A 22,214-nucleotide genomic window follows, 5' to 3' on the forward strand; every position below is an offset into this window, starting at 1 on the left:
AAAATTTAGAAAGTAACATTTAAACCAAACGATACTCCGGACAATGCTGGTATTCCATTATAATCAATACCAACAGAACTAGAACCTATTGCACCAGAACCGGCTGCAGAAGTTTCCGGATCCATTCCTTTATAATTGGTCCATAACCACAAGTTCGTACCTGTAAGTGTTGCTGTCACTCCTTTTATCCCTTTCAGACGTTTTAAAGTTTCATTTGGCAACGAATATGACAATGTAACGGAGCGCAATCTCAACCAGTTCGTTTTCGTCATATAATTGGCAGACTCAAGGTTATATGCTCCCTGCCAATAATAATTATTGATAATATTTTCACCACTCACATCCTTATTCCCAATTTTATACATCTTACCAGCCTCGTATTCAAACGTTTTCAGATCCGAATAAATAGGTGTTTTATCTGGATTTTCCCCTGTTTTCACGACCCCTGTGATTGTCAATTTCTCACGGTCTTGAGATCGGGCACTCATACCCATATTGGTCATATAATAATCAGTACCATTATAAATATCACCACCTATTCTATAATCTAAAAGAAAGGAAAGATTCCAGTTTTTATATTGAAAATTATTATTTAATCCACCAAATAATTTAGGTTCTCTATTTCCGATTTCATGTGTAACCAAACCATCAGATGTCGGCATGCCCGATTCCGCATTTAGTACCAAATGCCCCTCTGAATTTCTCAACCACTGAGAGCCTGAAATTGCCATAAAATTACCTTGGTTAAAAGAAGCAGCTTTTGCATTTCCAACCTGGACATCAGTCACATATAAAATATCCATACCAGGTAACAAATCTTCAACTTTACCTTTATTACGTGAAGTATTCAACGTGATATCCCATTTAAAATTCTCACGTTTAATTGGAGAGCCTGTTATAGAAAGCTCCAATCCCCGATTTGTAATCTTACCAGCATTCGTCCACATTAAAATATAGCCAGTAGTCTGACTGGTCCTTGGTTGAAGCAATTGGTTAATGCTACTATTTTTATAGTATGTAAACTCAAGCCCTAATCTATTTTTAAAGAACTTCAAATCAGCACCATACTCCTGCGCCTCAGTAATTTCCGGAACCAATTGTGTGTTACCTCTCAACCAATCGTTACGTACTCCAACCCCTTGACCTTGATTATATAATGTATACTCTGCACCCGCCACATAGGTGTTGGTCACATAAGGATCGGCATCCTTTCCGACTCTGGCCCAAGATGCCCGCAACTTACCAAAAGTAAGATTATCATTTTTAGGCAACAGCTCAGTGAAAATCAAGCTACCTGAAACGGACGGGTAAAAATAAGAGCGATTTTCTACCGGCAATGTGGAAGTCCAGTCATTTCTTCCTGTGACCGTTACATAAGCAATGTCTTTATACCCAGCTCTAAATTCACCAAATCCACCGATCAATCTTTTCTTAACTTTGGACTGAGCAATGGCTATATCTGTATTTTTAGCATTGGTCGGCACGTAGAAGCCCGGAATAATAAAGTTCCATGCTTTTCTACCATTATACTCAACTCCGGTATTTTCCAGCATCGTACCGAGCATTAAGTTAAAATCAAAATCGTTTATTTTCTTTTTAAAATTGGTCATGAAGTTTGAACTAACGTACTCATAAGTACGGTCGTTTTCTGACAACATACCATTTTTATAAAGAATATCAACACCCGAACCTGCAGTCGTCAACCTATTTGTATTGGTGGTATACCGATCAATACCTACTGTATAATTGATACTCCACCATTTGGTAATATCTAGATTGGCATTAAAACTTCCTGTAAAACGTTTCGTTTTATCTGTTCTTGGCATTTTATTTAAGATCCAATAAGGATTATCGAAATCATTTTGAACAAGCTGAAAATCGAAAAGTCGATATTTAGAGCCATCATCATTTAGCCAATGTTTCATATCTAAATTACGCGGCCATATATAAGCCCCCTGGACAGCACCTTCACCACTGGCACCATATAAGCCTCCAGAAGTCAAAGAACTCAATTGATCCGCAATGGAATAGGACACGTTACCCGCTACTTTTAAAATTCCATAACGCTGCTCTCCATTAAAGCGAAAAGTAGACTTATCAAATTTAGAATTTGGAATAATCCCGTTTTGCCTGAAATCAGAAGCAGAAAAGTAAAAGCTCCCATTTTTTGATCCCCCCGAAATACTTGCCGAATTATCCCAAGTACTAGAAGATTTAAAAAAATCCTTTATGTTATTATACATGGGTTCATCTTGGCCAGCTCGTGCTCCCCAGGACCCCATTGTAGTGGTTGCATCTCCATCCAACAACTTACCATCGATTTGATATTCACCACGTTTGTATCTGTTCTGTTGCTCAGGCAAACGATTTGCCCAATTAGAAATGAACCGCGAACTGATACTAACAGAAGCAGTTCCTTCTTTACCTTTTTTGGTCGTAATCAAAATTACCCCCGCTGCTGCTCTAGACCCATAAAGTGCTGCTGCTGCGGGCCCTTTTAATACAGAAACATTTTCGATATCCTCAGGATTTATATCCATTACACGATTACTATAAACGGAATTTGTTGACTGAGCACCATCAAAGCCACTATCGCCATTGACATTAGTTGAATTGTCATAAATAACCCCATCTACAACGAAAAGCGGCTGGTTGTCTCGCTGCAAAGAGGTCCCGCCGCGTAAAATTATACTTGCCCCCGCACCTGCACCTCCACTTGTCTGCGTCACATTTACCCCAGCAATCTTTCCCGCCAAAGAATTAATCATATTGGTAGACTTATTCTTCATCAATTCGTTACTGCCAATTTCCTGAACAGAATAACCCAGCGCTTTTTTCTCCTTTTTGATCCCCATCGCAGTGACCACAACTTCATCCAGAGTTTCTTCGCGTCTCACAAGCGCCACATTGATTACATTTCCATTCCCCACCAACTTCTGGCTCTCTGAAGAACCCAATGCACGGAAGACAAGGATATCTCCTGGCTCTGCGCTAATAGTGAACGTACCATCTGAATTAGTTTGCGTAGAAATAGATTTTCCTTTGATTGCAACGGTAACGTTAGACATTGAAGTTCCATCGGATGCATTGGTCACTTTTCCCGAAATAGTTTTCGTTTGTGCCCAAAGACTCGATGAAAGCATCACACCTGAAAGAATTAATAGTAACTTTCTTTTCATGTTAGGTATGTTTGGTTTGTATAATTGACTTAAAGTGAATCCTCCACTTTAAGCTTAAGTTAATTCACGTTAAATGTATAACTATTTTTCAACAGATGCAACATACCGCAAGCAAAATCTTACAAAAAAATGCACAAACCTCCTAAAAAAACTAAAACTCATGCACTTTTAAAGCAAAAACGCATAATTCGACATCAAAAAAAATCATTAAACATCAACAGAACGGCACAAAACGCACATAAAAACACCCTATAAAAGCATTTAGCTAGACAATTTCACCACATTTTACATCAAATTCTAATACAAACGCAATAAAACTACCAATAGCAGGCAACAGCAAACAGACAACAGCACTTTTATGCAAAAAAACGCCCGGTGTTTACATTATTTGATAGAGATTATTTCCTAAGATCCCTCGGTTCTTATTCGGTGCTTCTTCGGTACTTGTTCGGTGCTTCTTCGGTTGAAAGCGAAGAAATACCGAATAAGTACCGACTTAGTAATGTGAAAAGTCCGACAGAATATTGGATTTGGTGTTGACAAATTATTATTTATTTTGTAATTTAAATACATAATTTATCCCAGTTAACTTATAGTATGGCAGTCATTAAAAACGGTGCAAATGGTGCACTCTCGGGTAAAGCAGGATCTGTGGTTTTCGTTACCGATGGAAATACAACCTATGCAAGGGGCTTACCTAGGAAAAGCAGAAAAAAACCTTCTGCGGATCAAATCCAGTCACGTTCGCGTTTTTCCCTCATCCAAAAATTCATCTCCCCAATGAAAGCCTTATTACGGGTTGGATTTAAAAACTATAACCCTAATAAAAAGGCTTATAGCAACGCCATGTCCTACAACCTCAACAATGCTATAGAAAAAACTGCAACTGGCTATGCCATCAATTATGAAAACTTCCGCGTTAGTAAAGGAGCCCCTAACCCGATTACGTCCTGTACATTTGAGGTAGATAAAGAGACAGAAACATTCACGCTCTCCTGGGATTATGACAATCTAAATCTTAACGCAGGCAGCTGTAGACTGCTTCTCTATTGCCCAGAAGAAGTTGCATTTGCCAATGAAAGCATGAATACACTTTCCCAACGAACGCAGACAGTGAAACTTCAACGACAACAGCACATCGGCAGCTACCACATCTATGTGTTCTTCCATAAAACAGACGGAAGTGACGAATGCACAGATAGCAAATATCTGGGAACTTTCGAATGGTAGCAAACAGCTTTCACTCCGTTACGGAGCCAGATTGATCTTTACATCAAAATGCTGCGTGATATAAGCCTGCTGTTCAGCAGAATCTGTCTCCAGATCATGAATAGCACGATCTCTTTCTTTGTCAACTTCCATCTTCACCACACAGCGGTAGAAACGAAACACATCTTTTTCGGTCTCCAAAATCAGGCGGGGCACACGGGTAGGCCTGCCAGTTTCATCTTTGGCCACCATCGTAAAATAGGAGGAATTGCAATGCTTGGTTTCGCCCGTCTGAATATTCATGGCTTCTACCCGAATACCGACTTCCATGGAAGAGTTGCCTACATAATTCACAGAAGCAATTAATGTAACTAACTCCCCCACCTCAACAGGTTTCAAAAAATCCACCTTACCTACTGAAGCAGTCACACAATAATGTGCAGAGAATTTGGATGCTACAGCAAATGCAATCTGATCCATCAAAGATAAAATATAACCTCCGTGTATTTTGCCTCCAAAATTTGCATTGGATGGCAACATCAGCTGTGACATCCGAATCACCGATTCGCTTACCGTTTTATAGATTTCTTCCATACCTATAAATTTACCTTGGATAGATTACAATTCAAAACAAATCCTTCATGAAATAGCAAACAACAATAGTTATAAAGGCTGCTTAAAAATTCTTTCCAACCAATAAAGACAAATACATTCTTAAAAAAAGGGATATCCAACATACAGATATCCCTTTCTCTTGCGGTGCCTAGGCAATCGCCAACTATTTTATCTTTTCAGAAGCATAAGGCCCCTCGTTACTCAAACGGTCAACAGCTTTAACGGCAACATACTCCAATTTTTTGTTGTTCAATGTCGTTGGAATATCCTTACTTGTGACTCCAGGCTCCAAAATCTCATATTGCCATACACCACCGTAATTGAGATACAATACCCATTTTGCGACCTGATCAATTTGCTGATGTTGCCATTTCGCAAAGACATGACCGCCTTGTGGAGTGACCAGCAAAGTCGGTTTCAATAAGGGATTAGCACTCAACCATGGGCTAGTAGGCACCAATGCTTTAACCTGATAAGGGCCATTAACCAAAGCTTGTGTCATAGCCGGATTTTTAGTCAACCCAGCCAGGCTCCAGTGGATAACACCTTCCCGGTTATCCGGCAATAGTGTCCTTGCTGCCTCAACTTGATTGACAATTTCCTGAACATACTCCGGACCACGTCTGCCTACCGTATTGATGCCCGGCCAAAGGTGGCGTCCCAAGGTGTTTTCACTTTCCCACCATTTTAACAGCGCCGTATAACTCTGTTTAGCTGGCTGTATAGGCCAATATAGCTGTGGGGCAAAATAATCAATCCAGCCTTTATTCAACCATAATTTAGCATCCGCATAAAGCATATCATACTGGCTGGAGCCTTGGATACCTGACGGATAACCCGGTTTCCAGATACCAAATGGACTAATACCGAATTTTACAAAATTCTTCTCTTTCTTAATATCCTTATAAATACGTTCGATAAAGGTATTTACGCTATTTCTACGGAAGTCTCCGCGTGATAGATCCCCTCCATTGCGTTTGTATTCATTGTAACTATCCGAGTCTGGAAAATCCTGTCCGCCATTATATTCAGCATAAGGGTAGAAATAATCATCAAAATGTACGCCATCGATATCGTAACGTTTGACAATATCCATAACCACACGTGCGGCATGATCCTGTGTCGATTGTTTGGATGGATCAAACCAATAATACCCTTGTTTCAATTTGACAACCGATTCGGGCATTTTGCGCGCCATGGAAGCTGATGTAACAGCACCGCCAGCGGTATGATGCGCACGATAAGGGTTCAACCAAACATGCAGCTCGATTCCTCTTTTATGCGCCTGTTCGACCCAAAAATCGAGTGGATCGTAGTAAGGAGAAGGAGCTTGCCCTTCTGTACCGGTCAAAAAGTACGACCAAGGCTCAAGATCACTTTTATAAAATGCATCCGCCGAGGGACGCACCTGGAAAATCACCGCATTAAAATTATTGTTTTTCAAAAAATCCAAAATACCAATTGCTTCCTGTTGCTGTTCAGCTGTACTCAGATTGTTCTTGCTAGGCCAATTGATATTGGCAACAGAAGCAACCCAGGCCGCCCGAAATTCACGTGGTAACTTGGGAAGATCGACGACAATTTCCTTCTTTTTTTCAGCAACAGGCTGCGCTTTCGTTTCAACTGTATTCTTTACCCGTTCTCGCTTGGGTATCGAGGGCGGATCTTTTTTTACAATTTCGACATTTGTAGTTGTGGTATTGACAGGCTCCTGCTTTTTATTTTTCTTGGATGAACAAGAAGACAAAACAAAAAGAGCCGTCGCTAAAAATAATAGGGAACGTTTCATCAATCTATAGAATAGTGTTTTTTCAAAATAACTAACGAAGATACATATAATATTAGTCAATCTGGGTCAAACGACCGATCTTGTCGGAAATAGGATCAGAACTTTAACTCACCTTTGAAGATTACCTGCTCCAACTTAAAGTCGTCGTTAAAGACTATGACATTCGCCATGCTTCCCTTATTAAGGTTTCCAATATCCACTCTCTTTAAAAGGTTTGCCGGATACAGCGTAGCCATTCGGATCGCTTCATCGAGTGGTATGCCAACCTTTTGAACAGCATTTTTTACCCCCTCAAGCAACGAGATTGCGGCCCCTGAAATGGTACCGTCAGGCAGCGCATAATAACCGTCGTTCAAAACATGATGATAAATATCTTTATCACAAGCGGCCACAGCATCTGTAATCATAAACAGGCGGTCTCCCATCTGACGTTTTGCAATTTTCACGGCTTCAAAGCTTACATGATGCCCATCGACAATAATACTCGCCTGCGCTGTCGGATGATTAAAAATTGCGCCAACAAGTCCTACCTCGCGATGGTGTAAAGGCGACATTGCATTAAACAGGTGCGTACTCGTGGGGATTCCCAGATCGTAACCACGGGTACCCTCTTCGAAAGTTGCATCACTATGCCCAGCACTGAGCAGCAAATTGTAGCCCTGTAAGTGCTGTAGCACATCGTCCGCTATACATTCGGGTGCTATCGTCATCATCTTGACAACCTGATTCCCTGCCAAAAGATCGTCAATTTTTTCCTTCGTGGGCCTAACAATTAAATCCGCCGGATGAGCCCCTCTTTTTTTCGGATTCAGGAAAGGACCTTCCAGGTGCAGACCTAAAAATGCATCGTGCTGGAAACCTTCTGCTACCCGAATGGCATCCTTAAATACAGAGATAGTATTGGTCGCTAAAGTCATCATAAAGGAGGTTGTCCCTTTACGGACCAAACCTTCGGTGATACGCTCCAGAGAGGCTACACTTCGCTCTGCCGAATAAAGGTCCGAGCCGTCACCATACAATTGAAGATCGATCAGCCCAGCGCAGATATTGGCTCCATTCACTGGATAACTCTCATAATCTGAAGGTATTTCATGATCATGGACGATCCCATCAATCTTACCTTCGCTGGTCAGTAATGCCTTTTGCTCAAAAATCGCGTCACCTGAATATATTTTACCCCCAATTAATGCTACCTTATTCATAAAATTTCAATTTCGTTCACCAATTTACTAATATTCAAAAAATCTCAGCCATTTGTACAAGATTTTGTTTCACAGCTCAACAGAAAACCTTTCAAAGTTTTTAATCTTTTCATTTTAACTTTCTAATTTACTGTTGTAACTTAGTTCCATGTACTTTTTTAGAAAGCGTAACGCAGATCGCCCGACAAATGGAAGCATAAAAGCGATGCATATCATTAATGCAACGGCCATTATTGTCTTTTTATTGGGCCTGATCTACAAAATATGTTTTACCTCCTAAACACTGTAATCCATGTCAAAAAAAGAAATCTTAAATACCGACAACGCTCCTGCAGCAATTGGCCCCTATAACCAGGCAATCAAAGCCGGTAATACATTATACGTCTCTGGACAAATTCCTCTGATCCCAGAATCAATGGAGTTAATTTCATCAGGTGTAAAAGACGAAACACATCAGGTACTGAAAAATATAGAAGCTATTCTGACAAATGCTGGCTATACTTTTGAGGATGTTGTCAAGGCCTCCATTTTTCTGAGCGATATGGGTAATTTTGTCTTAGTCAATGAAGTCTATGCAGAATATTTTAAAGAAGCGCAACCAGCACGTGAGTGTGTTGCGGTAAAAACCCTTCCCAAGAATGTAAATGTCGAGATTTCGGTCATTGCCTGGAAAGATTAGTCCGTGGAAAACAGCAACGAAACAGCAAGCCGCGGAAAATATCTTTTCGCGGCTTTTTTGGCCCCTTTCATCTGGGGATTTATGTCTATCCCCGTACGGTGGATAAGGGATTATCCTGCCGAAGATATTCTGTATTTTAGAATAATCACTGCGCTCCTGGTACTCTGGATTTATCTTTTGCTTTTCCGCAGAAAAACCATGACTGCTGATATCCATAAGTTCCGGCTCCTACCTCGGACGGGCAAGCTTCGTCAGATCTGCCTTACCCTGCTGGCCTCGGGATTAATCTTTGGAAATTGGTTTACCTATATCTATGCCGTCAACCATATCAGCATCCAGTCTGCCGCATTGGCTTACCTGACCTGCCCACTCATCACCGCAGCTGGAGCCTATATCATACTCAGGGAACAATTGACCCTTTGGCAAAAAATAGCGCTTTTTATTGCTTTCGGCAGCGTCTGCCTGCTGGCTAATGGCTCGTTAAACGATGTCCTCTGGGCGGCTACCATTGCCACCTGTTACGCTTTCTATCTAATTGTGCAATGGGTTTCCACCGGGTTTGACAAACTCCACCAATTGGTCGTCCAGCTCAGTATATGTGCCTTGTTTGTAATCCCTAAACTGATCTATAATCATCATGCAATCCCTGCTGAACCTCTGTTTTGGGGCACAATATTTCTTATCGCGTCTTTATTCACGATCATCCCCCTTTTCCTGAGCATGTATGCACTCATTGGTATTTCATCGACAACAACCGGTGTTCTCCTCTATATTAACCCACTGATCGCATTTACTTTAGCAGTAACTTATTTTCAAGAACCTGTTTCACCAATTAAGTATGTTGCATATGGAATTATACTCCTCGCAATTATCTTATTTAATATCAAAAACATCAAAGAGGCTTTTTCCATATCAAGGGTACATGCTAAACGATAGATCAACGCATATCCGGCAATAGCTTTTTAGTCAAGTACATGGTCTGAAATCACATAGGGCACATCTTTCTTATCGTGAAAGACAAAATCACTATCGCTGTTCAAAAAAATGACAAACCGCACATTTCAGTGACTACAAGCAAATTACACCAAAAAACCTTCCGACATGTATCATTTTTGTTTCATAAAATTTTTGATTTTTGCTCAACTATAGTAAATTAGATTTTTATTAAGGGAAATCACACCGCTCTTTCTTCCTATAACTAGGTATTGAATAGCTTATACTATTATAAATAATCACTTATTTCGCCCCCCGATTATTCAATATCCCCCTCTTCTAACCAAAAATGCTAAATGGAATTAGCCCATTTCATTAGAAATTTCACCGTTATGAAAATATGTATATAAAAAACTGAATATAACACATATACTATATGAATGACAAATTATACTCTACATTAAGGGTGTTAGGTATTGTTCCAACAATGCTTTTTTCAGCATCTTTATTGCACGCGCAAACCAACCAGATTAAGGGAACGGTTGTAGACGCTAAAACCAAAGCTCCTATTCCAGGTGCCACGATCAAAGTATTGGGCACTTCCAACGCAAGTTCTACGGACGTTAAAGGTGCATTCCAGATCAATGTCGATGACAAAAACCGCATATTAAACATCAGTACGGTCGGCTATGAAAACAAAACGGTAACTCTTGGTCCTGGCGAAACGACAGTGACGGTAAGTCTGGACGAACAGACACAGCAACTGGAAAGCGTGGTCGTTACTGCTTTGGGTATTAGCCGTGCACAAAAATCATTAACATACTCTACACAACAGGTCAGTGGTGACGAATTAAACAAAGTTAAAAGCACCAACTTGGCGAATAATTTAAACGGTAAAGTTGCAGGTGTTAACATTGCTTCCAGCTCTTCTGGACCAGGTGGTTCAGCAAAAGTTATTTTGCGTGGTAACAAATCGGCTTCTGGGAACAATCAAGTACTTTATGTTGTCGATGGTGTTCCGATCAACAATCAGACATTAGCAAGCCAGCCAGACAACGTTTTCGGCGGACAACGTGATGGTGGCGACCCTATTTCATTGATCAACCCAGAAGACATCGAAAATATCTCCGTATTAAAAGGAGCATCCGCGGCGGCATTATATGGTAGCCAAGCGGCCAACGGCGTTATCTTGGTAACAACGAAATCAGGTAAACAAGGCCGCACAACGATCAACTTCTCCTCAAGTGCACAGATCGAACAGGCTGTATCGACACCGAAATTCCAAAGCCAATATGGTCAAGGTTCAGGTGGCAAAAACAGTAACACCAGTGTATTTAGCTGGGGCGACAAAACCAATGGTGCCGACTATGATAACTTAGGTGAATTTTTCCGTACGGGTAGCAACTTCACCAATTCATTGACTTTGTCAGGTGGTAACGAGAAAAACCAAACGTATTTTTCTTATGCCAATACCCTTGCAAAAGGTATTCTTCCAGAAAATGACCTGATGCGTCACAACTTCAATCTCAAGGAAAGTGCTTCATTCTTTGATAATAAGCTGACCGTTGAAGGAAGTGCCAATTACATTACGCAAAAATTAGATAATGCACCTACTTCAGGTTTCTATTATAATCCATTAGTGGGAACCTACCTATTACCTCGCAGCTTAAATATTGCGGATTATAAAAATTTCGAAACGTTCAACACAGGCCGTAATCTTTATGATCAAAACTGGTTTACACTTTCGGACGACGAAACCACCCAACAAAATCCTTGGTGGATTATGAACCGTAATTCAACACGTTCAACACGTAATCGTTTGCTCTTGAATGGTAGTGCGAAATACAAAATTGCACCTTGGATCAGCGTGCAGGCCCGCGGTAGTGTAGACCGTACCAGCGAAGTATGGGACCGGAAAGCTTATGCCGGCACACAGCACATTTTAGCGCGTGAAAATGGAGCTTATAGCTATACCAATACCACGATCACCCAACAATACGGTGATTTAACGGCCAACATGAACTTTAATATTGGCGATAAATTACAAATTACAGGATTGGTTGGAACGAGTATCACCGACTGGAAAACAGAAGGTACAGATTTTACCAGCGGCAAAGATGGACTCAAAGTTCCCAATCAGTTCTTTATCCAAAATACGACAACTCCGGTCACTTCGACATTGTCTGCAAACCGAAGACAATTGCAATCGGTATTTGCATCGGCTAACTTAGCCTATGACAACTGGATTTATTTGGATCTGACTTCACGTTGGGATTGGTCGAGCACATTGGCCTATACACCACAAAACCCATACGCTTATCCATCGGTCGGTTTGGGCATCGTCTTGAACGACAAGCTTAATCTACCTGAATTTGTGAATATGGCCAAAATTCGGGGTTCATACGCAAAAGTCGGAAATGATCTTCCTCCTTACACTACCTTGCTTACCAACCGGGTAGACCCATATGCGGTACTAACCGTGAATGATATTGCCTTTTTGAAGGAATTAAAACCAGAAAAAACGGCTTCCTTGGAGATCGGTACGGAATGGCGCATGTGGAATAACCGTTTGAATGTGGATGTTACTTATTACAAAACAAACACTACCAATCAGTTTTTCAAAATTGCAGCTGGAAATGCATCCCTCAACAACATGTATGCAGTTAATGCCGGCGACATTCAAAATCAAGGGGTAGAAGCATTGGTATCATTGGATGCGATCAGAAATGACAATTTTAAATGGACAACCAGCCTCAACTTTACGTATAATAAAAACAAAATTGTAAAACTTGCAGACGGTATTTCTGAATTTACCCTAACAGGTGAGGGACGTAATAATTTTGCATCTAAATTGCAAGTTGGTGGTTCTTTCGGAGACATCTATGGGCAAGATTTTATACGTGACGACCAAGGAAGGATTCTTATTTCCGAGGACGGTATTCCGCAGAAAAACAACACCTATACCAAACTCGGGAATTCAAACCCAATTTGGCAAATGGGCTGGAACAACAGTTTCAATTATAAAAATTTCAACTTAAGCTTCCTGATCGATGGTAAATTTGACTACGAAGTGATGTCCGTGACGCAAGCGTTGCTTGACGGTTACGGTGTCTCGAAAGCGAGTGGCGACGCCCGTGCCAATGGCGGTGTTAGCATCAATGGGGTTACACCAAGCGGTAAAGCCGTAACAACAGTGGACGCCGAAAAATGGTACACTTCCACGGCTGGTATGGGTCCGGTTAGCAGCCAATATATTTACGACGGAACGGTTGTGCGGTTGCGTGAATTGACTTTCGGTTATGACTTCAATATTAAAGACAGTTTCTTCAAAAAACTTCGCGTAAATGCTGTAGGAAGAAACCTATTCTATATTTCGAAAAAGGCTCCATTCGATCCTGAAGTAACGATGTCTACAGGTAATTCCTTAAGTGGGGTGGATATCTTTATGATGCCGGCAACACGTAATTATGGTCTTACACTAAATGCGACTTTCTAAACGACCAACAATGAAATATCCCTCGTTAAAAAACACATATATCGGTAAAAATGACGAGGATATTTTATATAGTCTTAAAATACAAACGATTAAAAGATGAAATTTAACATAAAAAACATATCCAAGTTCTCACTCGCTTTTTTAATGCTTGGCGGCACCTTAAGTAGTTGTACCAAGAATTTTGAGGACTATAACAAAAATAACATTGGCGTTACGGATGAGGATTTAAAAGGTGATGGCCAAGATCTTGTCATTTTCTTGCGAAATGCACAGATGTCTATTTACAATTTCTCGGGCGCGGGCGATCCCAATTCCTATCAGGTACAACAGAATCTAAATGCGGATGTATTTTCAGGTTTCTTCATGTCTCCTACTCCGTTTAATAGCGGGCAGAACAACCTGAATTACGCCATGGTAAATGGATGGAATGGAGAACCATTTAAAGTACTCTATTTGAATGTTATCAAATCTATTGAAAAGCTAAAAAGCAATGGACTTGCAGAGACTTACCCTGCATTATGGGGTTCGGCTTTGGTGATCAAAGTAGAAGCTGCCAGCCGAGTGACAGATATCTATGGTCCTATCCCCTATAGTAAAGTAGGCACCTCCAATACTGTTCCATACGACAAACAATCCGATGTATATGCTGCTTTCTTCAAAGAGCTCGATGAGGCTGTAACAGCATTAAAATCATTCAAAGCGGATAGCCCAATGGCTGCTAAAATAGACCAGATCGATTTGGTATTTCCGAATACCGATAATCAGGTCAGATTTAAAAATTGGCTAAAAATCGCCAATTCGTTACGTCTTCGTTTAGCGATGCGTTTGGTTAAAATCGATGCAACTTTAGCAAAAACACAAGCTGAAAAAGCATTGGATCCAGCAAATGGCGGTGTATTGGAAAGTAATAGCGAAAACTTCAAGATCACTGTACCAGCAGACGGAACCTACAGCAACCCACTTTGGTTTATTTCCAAAAACTGGGCTGACACGCGTATCAATGCGACACTTTCGTCTTATATGACCGGATTGAACGACCCTCGTATCTCTAAGTATATGTCTCCCGTTATTAAAGACGCAACAACAACAGCTTTCGCGGGAAAATATATCGGAATCCGTGCAGGAGCAGACGGCATCGAAAAGGATAAATACCAAAAGCTATCCGCATTGAATACTGAAGGTACAACGCCAACTTTCGTAGCGACTACAGCACCGATATTAATGACTGCTGCTGAGGTTTACTTCCTCCGTGCCGAAGCAGCATTGAGAGGTTGGAACAATGCTGGGGGAACAGCGCAATCACTTTATGAAAAAGGAGTGGAAACGTCCTTTACACAATGGGGTGTATCAGCTGGGTTAAGCACTTATCTCAATGATAATACAAGTAAGGCAGCGGCTTACGAGGATCCTTTCAACGCGAAGAATAACGCAGCTTCACCTAGCGCACTGACCATCAAATGGAATGAGGGCGCTACCAACGAAGAAAAATTGGAACGTATCATTACGCAAAAATGGTTGGCGATCTTCCCTGAAGGACAAGAGGCCTGGAGTGAATTCCGCCGTACAGGATATCCGCGTCTATTCCCTGTTGTGGTCAACAATAGCGGTGGACTGATCGATACTAAAATACAGATCCGTCGTTTACCGTTCCCACAAAATGAATACAATACAAATGCACCTGAAGTACAATCTGCAATCTCCTTGTTGGGCGGACCTGACAACGGCGGTACCAGACTTTGGTGGGATGTAAATAAGGGTAATTTCTAATCAAGAGATTAGCCGAGATAAATCTCAAAAAGGGGCAATCCATAACTGGATTGCCCCTTTTTTATGATGTCTTGAAAGTTAATCAAAATTTCCAGATTGTTGTAACTATATTACAAAGTCAACTAAATAATGTTGTTTTAAACCTACAATACAACAGAAATCATCCACAAAAGATTTCAAAATCAAATTTCTCTTAACAAAAACTTAATAGAAAGTTCCTGTAGCAGAGATAAAGAATTACCCGTTTGATTAAAAAAACCAAGAAGAATATTATGAAAAATCTCTCAATCCTGGGTTTTATCACCCTCCTGGCATGTTGCATGCTATTTGTTGTTTGTAAATCAGAATCACATTTAGAAAATCCCTACAAGGACAAAACAGAAAAGGAACTCGAATCCCTATCCGATGAAAAATACAGTAAAATCATTGCCTTTGCGAGCCCTAAAGCATGTTCTGATGCCACAGAATGGGAAATGATAGAAATACGGACAGTATGTGGAACAAGTTACCTCCCCTATCATAAATCGGTAGACAAAACAACCTTGCAAAACATGATCAATGACAACAACCGACTAATGGAAATATACCAACCAATGATGGCGCCCAAAATAAATTGTATATCTTATCGCAAACCATTGGGCGTGATCTGTAAAGAAGGAAAAGCGGACATTAAATATGAAGAATCCGCTTCAAAATAGTTACTCGAGCCTAAGAAACAGCTCCATAAACGCATAAATTTTTCGTAATTTAGCCATCAAGAAGAATGGCTGAATTACGTTTAATTACCCCGATAGAATACCTCAAAGGTGTAGGTCCACAAAAAGCAGATGTACTCAAAAAAGAGCTACAGGTATTTACGATTGGTGATCTATTGACACAGTATCCTTTCCGTTATATCGACCGTACGGAGTTTCATAAAATCCGGAAACTTCATCCCGATATGATGGCTGCACAGGTGCTGGGCCGTCTGGTTTCTTTACAGCTCGTAGGCGAAAAGAGAACGAAACGTCTTGTTGGCTCATTCAAAGATGAGACCGGCTCCATGGAACTGGTCTGGTTTCAGTCCATCCCCTGGCTTCAAAAATCATTGAAAGTCGGATCCGCCTATATTATTTATGGCAAGCCGAGCGAATTCAATGGCCAGCTATCCATTACCCATCCCGAAATGGATCTGTATAACCCGCAGGTAAAACAGATCGGCAATATGAGTTTACAGCCGGTTTATTCATCGACAGAAAAACTCAAAAAGTTCAATCTGGATACCAAGGGAATCCAACGCTTACAAGAGACTGCTTTGGAAACCGTATTCCGCAGTATTGACGAATCGCTTCCCGAGGATGTGCTCACTAAACATCGCCTTATTTCCAGGCAACAGGCTTTTGCATCCATTCACTTTCCAAGCGATCAAAAGGAGCTGAACCAGGCCATCAAACGCATCAAATTTGAAGAGCTATTTTTTATTCAGCTGAAGCTGCTCAACAACAAGCAGCTCAACACACAGAAATTCAGAGGCCAGCGGTTCAATAAAGTCGGTGAAAAATTCAACACGTTCTTTAACGAGCGCCTTCCATTTCCTTTGACAGGAGCGCAAAAGCGCGTTGTGAAGGAAATCCGCATGGATACCAATACAGGTGCGCAGATGAACCGCCTAGTACAGGGCGATGTAGGTTCCGGGAAAACAGTTGTTGCCCTCATGAGCATGCTGCTTGCTGTCGACAATGGATTTCAGGCCTGTATGATGGCTCCTACAGAAATCCTGGCGACACAGCATTATCATGGACTAAAGCAGCTCGTGGGCGATGACATCGTCAATATCAAGCTACTTACAGGATCCACAAGCACAAAGGAACGCCGTTTGATCCACCAGGCACTGGAAGATGGCAGCTTAGATATTTTAATTGGCACCCACGCCCTGATCGAGGATAAGGTACAGTTCAAGAACCTGGGCTTCGTTGTTATTGACGAACAACACCGCTTTGGCGTGGAACAACGGGCCAAACTCTGGCGCAAGAATGTCATTCCACCGCATATGTTGGTCATGACAGCGACACCAATTCCACGCACATTGGCCATGACCATGTATGGCGACTTGGACATCTCTGTAATTGACGAATTACCTGCTGGGCGTAAACCGATTAAGACTGTTCACTTTTTTGAAAGCTCCCGTTTACGGATGTTTGGTTTTATGCGTGAGGAGATCGCCAAGGGAAGACAGGTCTATGTGGTATATCCCCTCATCAAGGAAAGCGAAAAACTGGACCTGATCTACCTTGAAGCAGGTTTGGAGAACTTACAACGTGAATTTCCATTACCACAATACAAGATCAGTATTGTTCATGGCAAGATGCCTGTAAAGGACAAGGACTTTGAGATGCAGCGCTTTGTCAAACACGAAACACAGATTATGGTTGCCACTACCGTTATCGAGGTGGGCGTTAATGTTCCCAATGCATCGGTGATGGTCATTGAAAATTCCGAACGATTTGGACTATCCCAGCTGCATCAATTACGTGGCCGTGTAGGCCGTGGTGCTGAACAGTCTTTCTGTATTCTGATGTCGGGCAATAAGCTGAGCAAAGAAGGACGATTAAGGCTGGATACCATGGTGCGTACCAATGACGGATTTGAAATTGCAGAAGTCGATCTACAGTTACGTGGCCCGGGCGACATCTCCGGCACGCAACAATCGGGTGTACTTGACCTCAAGATGGCGAATCTGGCGACAGATCAGGCATTGCTTACAGAATGCCGCAACACGGTCATTGCTATCTTCAAAGAAGACCCAACGCTACAAAGCGAAAAGAATCAGTTGCTGCGAAGCTTCCTCGCCAGAAAATCAGATGGCATTGCCTGGGACAAGATTTCTTAATCGCATGTCATTTTCGAAATAAAAAGCGGGGCCAACAAATAAATCGATAACGTGTTTAAGTGAATAAATAGAGCGCATTGGGATCTAAAGGCCACTCGTCAACATAAATAGGATACGAATTGTTTTTATTAGTTCTTGAAGACAATTTATCTTTTTTGTATATAAAACCAAATTTATTTACTTTTGCATCATTATGAACATGATATAGAAAAATATCCCTTCTTTTACTAGGCAAAAGATGGCGACCGAACGCTTACATATTTTGAGTTGCCCTGGTAAGCAAATCACAGGAAATTTATTGGTTAATGGAGAATTATGTCATAATCGGCATCAGTCTTGTGTGGTGTACAAACGCATAAATTCTTAAATTTACCTTTTCAAACAAAAACCGGGCTTACAAGCTCATTGAAAATAATTTAAAAAGTGAACGTATAACAAGAGGTAGGCAATAGCATACATTGCAAAGCTTAATGACCTCCCTACTTCACTTGAAAGACTTAATAGTACAAAATGGCCAGAATTAAAATACACGATACAGCAATAAAACCCGAAACAGCCGTCTTGGTGAGTGTGATCACGCCAAGTGTGACGGAGACAAAAGCAAAGGAATATTTGGAGGAACTTGAATTTTTGGTACAGACTGCCGGTGGCGAGACCAAAGGCATGTTTACACAGAAACTGGGCTTCCCAGATCGCGCTACATTTGTCGGCAGTGGAAAGCTGGAAGAAATAAAAGCATACGTTGAAGCGGAGGAAATTGACATCGTTGTTTTCGACGATGAGCTTTCACCTTCGCAGCTGCGTAATATTGAGAAAGAATTGAAACGCAAGATATTGGACCGCTCCAACCTTATCCTGGACATCTTTGCCCGACATGCCAAAACTGCACAGGCAAAGACACAGGTCGAATTGGCACAGCTGCAATATCTATTACCGCGTCTGACCCGTATGTGGACCCACTTGGAACGTCAGCGCGGGGGTATTGGTATGCGTGGTCCGGGTGAGTCACAGATCGAGACCGATAGACGGATCATCCTGGACAAGATTTCCCTGTTCAAAGAACGCCTAAAAGCAATCGACAAGCAAAACGAGACACAACGAAAAAACCGTGGCGAGATGATCCGTGTAGCTTTGGTAGGTTACACCAATGTCGGAAAATCAACGATCATGAATATGATCTCCAAGTCTGATGTACTGATCGAGAATAAACTTTTCGCAACATTGGATACGACGGTACGTAAAGTTGTGATCGACAACCTTCCTTTTTTGCTTTCAGATACCGTTGGTTTTATCCGCAAACTACCGCACCATTTGGTGGAATGTTTCAAATCCACATTGGATGAAGTTCGGGAAGCCGATGTCCTGATCCATGTGGTCGACATCTCGCATCCGAATTTTGAAGATCATATCCAGGCGGTAAACGAAACATTGAAGGATCTTAAAGCACTTGACAAACCGGTGATTACAGTGTTCAACAAAATTGACCTTTATAAACCGGCCGTCGAAGAAGGACACGATGGTGAGGAAATCGAGGTCACGTTGGATGATTTTCGTAATTCCTGGATGGCAAAAAATTCTGATCCAGCAATCTTTCTATCAGCAACGAATAAAACGAATATCGAAGAGTTCAAACAAAAACTTTACGATATTATTGTGAAAATGCACAATGAACGCTACCCTTACAATAACTTATTGTATTAATTTTGACAAACAATGCTGTGAACGGGCCTTATACCTGTTCACAGCTTAATAAAATACGAAATGAACAAAGAGGTGCAGTTTCAAGATTGGGGCCTTGTCGATTATCAGGAAGCCTGGGACAGACAAGAATCCATCTTTAAGGGCGTATTGGACATCAAACATGACAATAGAGTCAATGCAACAGCAGCAAATACCCCAAATTACTTGATCTTTACAGCACATCCCCATGTTTACACCTTAGGGAAAAGCGGGCACGAGGAATACCTGCTCCTAGATGAGAAAGGACTGGAAGAGAAAGAGGCCAAATTCTACAAGATCAACCGTGGTGGCGACATTACCTATCATGGTCCTGGACAGATTGTCGGTTATCCGATACTGGATCTCGACAACTTCTTTACGGATATCCATCTGTATCTGCGTACACTGGAAGAAGCTATCATATTGACCTGTGCGGATTATGGTATCGAAGCAGGGAGATATCCCGGGTTTACGGGAGTATGGATAGAACCGGATAAACCAACTGCACGCAAGATCTGTGCAATGGGCGTGCGTGCTTCACGCTGGGTGACCATGCATGGCTTCGCATTCAATGTCAATACAGATCTTGATTATTTCGGCAACATCATTCCTTGCGGCATCGACGATAAGGATGTAACGTCTTTAAAACGGGAGCTTGGCAAAGAAGTTGATATGGAAGACGTGAAAGGGAAACTTAAAGGCCATATTGCCCAACTCTTTGAAATGCAAATAGTGTAATTTAAGTTTTCAATAACATACAAAGGCCCTTTGAAAGCGGAATTTTAATCTCCTTTCAAAGGGCCTTACTTTTTTGAGCATCCCTGTTCCTCATGGTTAATAAAACCCCTACTAAAGACACAAACGAGGGACATTTTCAGACACTTGGAGGTCTTTACGTGACCCCGACGCTATTTCCGAATATCAACAATAATACATACACTCATAGCTGGCGAGTTTCCCATCAACAAATCTGAAAATAAATAATCCTGCATCGCCATTTTGAATATAGAAAGTATGTGGCGTTGAAATCCAGTCTGCCGAAAGCAGTTCACCAAAGTGGTTTACAAAGTCTCTTTCCGCATAATTGGCATCCATCCGCTGGTCCCCCAACACAATAGCTTCACCCGCACTAAAAAATAGCTTATACAAGGTTCCGACCACTTTGCCTTTATAATTTTCTTCAAAGGCAACGATCATATTCGGTGTTTTATAATAATACCGCGGCTCCCAGCCACATTCGGGCATATCGGGGATTTCGGTAACCCGCTGCAGCGCCAGTTGCTTCATTTGTCCATCTGTGATTTTACCATCAAATAAAGACACTCCTTTCCATTCGAAATGGAAGTTTAAGGCCTTCAGTTTCTTTGCGTACACTTCGGACTGGAACTCATGTTGAAATTTATCGGCCATTAACAGTTCAAAATCGATATCAACCTTGGGGTCCACTTTTCCCGCTTTGTCGTAAGATTCCTTCCAATAGGTAAGCGCCTGTTTTAACTTGGAATACTTCGTCCAGCCGATTTCACGTAGACGGCCTGCCTGTATCAGTTCTTCCTCCTGGTCCTTCCCTTTGACAGCCAAATATTCTTTAAGGACCTTGTCATAGCTTAACTCAGCACCCAAAAATTTCATCTGAATGTACTCCGGATTTTCATGGAAGTGGTCTCCGATGTAGACCCATCCATCTGTGTAGAGCGGCACATAATCGATACATACCATTTCATTGAGCCCCGCCCTACGCACAGCGGTACTTGTGGTATTGGGTGCCTTACGCACGCGCAATTGCGAGACCTGTACATAGAAATGTGGGCATTGAGCGCCTTCGGTTCCGCGATAGAAATATTGTTGTGGTTCTCCGGCAGACCTTTTTCCATCCATGGCACTTTTCAGAGGCTGACGGTCTATAAAACCGATATCCCCATTATTCACCTGCACTTTGTACTGCGTGTTGGTGGAATCCAACAGATACACAGGTGCCTCTGTTGGAAAAACTCCCAAGAGGTCTTTATTATTTCCTGCTTCACTGAAAAGGTGCCCCCATGTTGAGGTATAAAGTGGCCGTTGACCCGCTGGCTGTCCTACTGCGTGATGCACAAACCAACTAACAAAAAAGCAGAGTATGAGTAATCCTTTTTTTGGCATAAAATTAATTCTTTGAATACATGACCAGTGGTCGCTCCATTGCGATCAACAGCAGGGAACGAGACATCAATAAATGCAACAGAAACTTTTCCTGGCTACCGGTCAAACACGCACAGTTGCAATAACGAAATTAATACAAAAAGGAGGCCAATGAAATCACCGGAATCAGGTATTTTTTTGGGCAGGAGATTGTTTGGTTTCTAAACTACGCAATGTGGCTATTTGCGCTGTAATAAACTTACCTGACCTTCCAATGAGAGGATTGTTTTTTCCTGTGCCTTGACCGTTTGCTCTAAGGCATTAACCAGCTGTTTATAAATACCAAGACCTTCGGCAGTGACATGAGCTGTTTCGGCAGGTAGAGCACTGAGTGCCCCCTTCTCATCCTTTCGCATCATAGTCCCTTCACCCATGAGCAACCAGGCTGGGCTAATGTCAGGATGTTTGGACAGTATAGCCACCATAGCATCTGAACTGAGTGCAGTATTTTTCTGCCCTCCCTTAAAGTTTGCATAGGAAAGTTGCACATCTTTGAAAAATTCGGTCTTACTGATGCCTTTGGTTTCAGCGATCAGCAGCACACGTTCCTTTACATTCACTTATAGCTTTTTTAAA

16 protein-coding genes are annotated in these 22,214 nt (G+C 41.6%); 10 read left to right on the forward strand and 6 right to left on the reverse strand.

Annotation, left to right across the window (positions count from 1 at the left end; all coding sequences use genetic code 11):
* Positions 1-5: 5 nt before the first annotated feature.
* On the reverse strand, positions 6-3,179 hold the full coding sequence (locus tag B4Z47_RS13710; protein ID WP_070561310.1) for a SusC/RagA family TonB-linked outer membrane protein: 3,174 nt from the start codon (positions 3,177-3,179) through the stop codon (positions 6-8).
* A 597-nt stretch (positions 3,180-3,776) separates the two neighbouring features.
* Here B4Z47_RS13710 and B4Z47_RS13715 point away from each other — a divergent pair.
* The gene (locus B4Z47_RS13715) at positions 3,777-4,409 is read left to right on the forward strand and encodes a DUF6266 family protein (protein WP_286727415.1); all 633 of its coding nucleotides are present in this window, start codon (positions 3,777-3,779) and stop codon (positions 4,407-4,409) included.
* Between the two features lie 18 nt (positions 4,410-4,427).
* Here B4Z47_RS13715 and B4Z47_RS13720 read toward each other — a convergent pair whose 3' ends face one another.
* The 3 genes from B4Z47_RS13720 to nagA form a co-directional block, all read right to left on the reverse strand.
* Positions 4,428-4,982, reverse strand: coding sequence for an acyl-CoA thioesterase (locus B4Z47_RS13720; protein WP_070561313.1), 555 nt, complete (start codon positions 4,980-4,982; stop codon positions 4,428-4,430).
* A 184-nt stretch (positions 4,983-5,166) separates the two neighbouring features.
* Positions 5,167-6,792, reverse strand: coding sequence for a glycoside hydrolase family 10 protein (locus tag B4Z47_RS13725; protein WP_286727416.1), 1,626 nt, complete (start codon positions 6,790-6,792; stop codon positions 5,167-5,169).
* A gap of 95 nt (positions 6,793-6,887) precedes the next feature.
* The gene (gene nagA / locus B4Z47_RS13730) at positions 6,888-7,994 is read right to left on the reverse strand and encodes an N-acetylglucosamine-6-phosphate deacetylase (RefSeq protein ID WP_070561317.1); all 1,107 of its coding nucleotides are present in this window, start codon (positions 7,992-7,994) and stop codon (positions 6,888-6,890) included.
* Between the two features lie 148 nt (positions 7,995-8,142).
* Between nagA and B4Z47_RS24575 the strand changes: the two genes are divergently transcribed.
* From B4Z47_RS24575 to lipB, 9 genes are all read left to right on the forward strand, one after another.
* Complete coding sequence (locus B4Z47_RS24575) at positions 8,143-8,274, forward strand: DUF6728 family protein (RefSeq protein ID WP_313372293.1); 132 nt, start codon at positions 8,143-8,145, stop codon at positions 8,272-8,274.
* 12 nt (positions 8,275-8,286) lie between these two features.
* On the forward strand, positions 8,287-8,673 hold the full coding sequence (locus B4Z47_RS13735) for a RidA family protein (protein ID WP_070561318.1): 387 nt from the start codon (positions 8,287-8,289) through the stop codon (positions 8,671-8,673).
* A gap of 3 nt (positions 8,674-8,676) precedes the next feature.
* The gene (locus B4Z47_RS13740; protein ID WP_070561320.1) at positions 8,677-9,609 is read left to right on the forward strand and encodes an EamA family transporter; all 933 of its coding nucleotides are present in this window, start codon (positions 8,677-8,679) and stop codon (positions 9,607-9,609) included.
* 433 nt (positions 9,610-10,042) lie between these two features.
* Entirely contained in the window at positions 10,043-13,102 is a 3,060-nt protein-coding gene (locus B4Z47_RS13745; protein WP_201640026.1) for a SusC/RagA family TonB-linked outer membrane protein, read from the forward strand.
* A gap of 96 nt (positions 13,103-13,198) precedes the next feature.
* Entirely contained in the window at positions 13,199-14,869 is a 1,671-nt protein-coding gene (locus tag B4Z47_RS13750; protein WP_159333463.1) for a RagB/SusD family nutrient uptake outer membrane protein, read from the forward strand.
* A gap of 272 nt (positions 14,870-15,141) precedes the next feature.
* Entirely contained in the window at positions 15,142-15,567 is a 426-nt protein-coding gene (locus B4Z47_RS13755) for a hypothetical protein (RefSeq protein ID WP_070561326.1), read from the forward strand.
* Positions 15,568-15,632: 65 nt separating this feature from the next.
* Positions 15,633-17,738, forward strand: coding sequence for an ATP-dependent DNA helicase RecG (recG, locus tag B4Z47_RS13760; RefSeq protein ID WP_070561328.1), 2,106 nt, complete (start codon positions 15,633-15,635; stop codon positions 17,736-17,738).
* A gap of 510 nt (positions 17,739-18,248) precedes the next feature.
* On the forward strand, positions 18,249-19,439 hold the full coding sequence (hflX, locus tag B4Z47_RS13765) for a GTPase HflX (RefSeq protein WP_046672676.1): 1,191 nt from the start codon (positions 18,249-18,251) through the stop codon (positions 19,437-19,439).
* 60 nt (positions 19,440-19,499) lie between these two features.
* A complete protein-coding gene (gene lipB / locus B4Z47_RS13770; RefSeq protein ID WP_070561330.1) occupies positions 19,500-20,195 on the forward strand; it encodes a lipoyl(octanoyl) transferase LipB in 696 nt (231 codons plus the stop codon).
* 183 nt (positions 20,196-20,378) lie between these two features.
* Here lipB and B4Z47_RS13775 read toward each other — a convergent pair whose 3' ends face one another.
* Both B4Z47_RS13775 and B4Z47_RS13780 read right to left on the reverse strand, forming a co-directional pair.
* A complete protein-coding gene (locus B4Z47_RS13775; RefSeq protein ID WP_070561331.1) occupies positions 20,379-21,599 on the reverse strand; it encodes a hypothetical protein in 1,221 nt (406 codons plus the stop codon).
* 218 nt (positions 21,600-21,817) lie between these two features.
* Positions 21,818-22,198: a hypothetical protein gene (locus B4Z47_RS13780; RefSeq protein ID WP_070561333.1), complete on the reverse strand. Its 381-nt coding sequence runs from the start codon at positions 22,196-22,198 to the stop codon at positions 21,818-21,820.
* Between the last annotated feature and the right edge of the window lie 16 nt (positions 22,199-22,214).

Source organism: Sphingobacterium sp. UBA2610, from assembly GCF_002339225.1.
Lineage (GTDB): Bacteria > Bacteroidota > Bacteroidia > Sphingobacteriales > Sphingobacteriaceae > Sphingobacterium > Sphingobacterium multivorum.

Bases quoted from the DNA above. Each gene is read 5' to 3' on its own strand.
- B4Z47_RS13710 (WP_070561310.1), bottom strand. From the start codon at position 3,179: ATGAAAAGAAAGTTACTATTAATTCTTTCAGGTGTGATGCTTTCATCG.
- B4Z47_RS13715 (WP_286727415.1), top strand. From the start codon at position 3,777: ATGGCAGTCATTAAAAACGGTGCAAATGGTGCACTCTCGGGTAAAGCA.
- B4Z47_RS13720 (WP_070561313.1), bottom strand. From the start codon at position 4,982: ATGGAAGAAATCTATAAAACGGTAAGCGAATCGGTGATTCGGATGTCA.
- B4Z47_RS13725 (WP_286727416.1), bottom strand. From the start codon at position 6,792: ATGAAACGTTCCCTATTATTTTTAGCGACGGCTCTTTTTGTTTTGTCT.
- nagA (WP_070561317.1), bottom strand. From the start codon at position 7,994: ATGAATAAGGTAGCATTAATTGGGGGTAAAATATATTCAGGTGACGCG.
- B4Z47_RS24575 (WP_313372293.1), top strand. From the start codon at position 8,143: ATGTACTTTTTTAGAAAGCGTAACGCAGATCGCCCGACAAATGGAAGC.
- B4Z47_RS13735 (WP_070561318.1), top strand. From the start codon at position 8,287: ATGTCAAAAAAAGAAATCTTAAATACCGACAACGCTCCTGCAGCAATT.
- B4Z47_RS13745 (WP_201640026.1), top strand. From the start codon at position 10,043: ATGAATGACAAATTATACTCTACATTAAGGGTGTTAGGTATTGTTCCA.
- B4Z47_RS13750 (WP_159333463.1), top strand. From the start codon at position 13,199: ATGAAATTTAACATAAAAAACATATCCAAGTTCTCACTCGCTTTTTTA.
- B4Z47_RS13755 (WP_070561326.1), top strand. From the start codon at position 15,142: ATGAAAAATCTCTCAATCCTGGGTTTTATCACCCTCCTGGCATGTTGC.
- recG (WP_070561328.1), top strand. From the start codon at position 15,633: ATGGCTGAATTACGTTTAATTACCCCGATAGAATACCTCAAAGGTGTA.
- hflX (WP_046672676.1), top strand. From the start codon at position 18,249: ATGGCCAGAATTAAAATACACGATACAGCAATAAAACCCGAAACAGCC.
- lipB (WP_070561330.1), top strand. From the start codon at position 19,500: ATGAACAAAGAGGTGCAGTTTCAAGATTGGGGCCTTGTCGATTATCAG.
- B4Z47_RS13775 (WP_070561331.1), bottom strand. From the start codon at position 21,599: ATGCCAAAAAAAGGATTACTCATACTCTGCTTTTTTGTTAGTTGGTTT.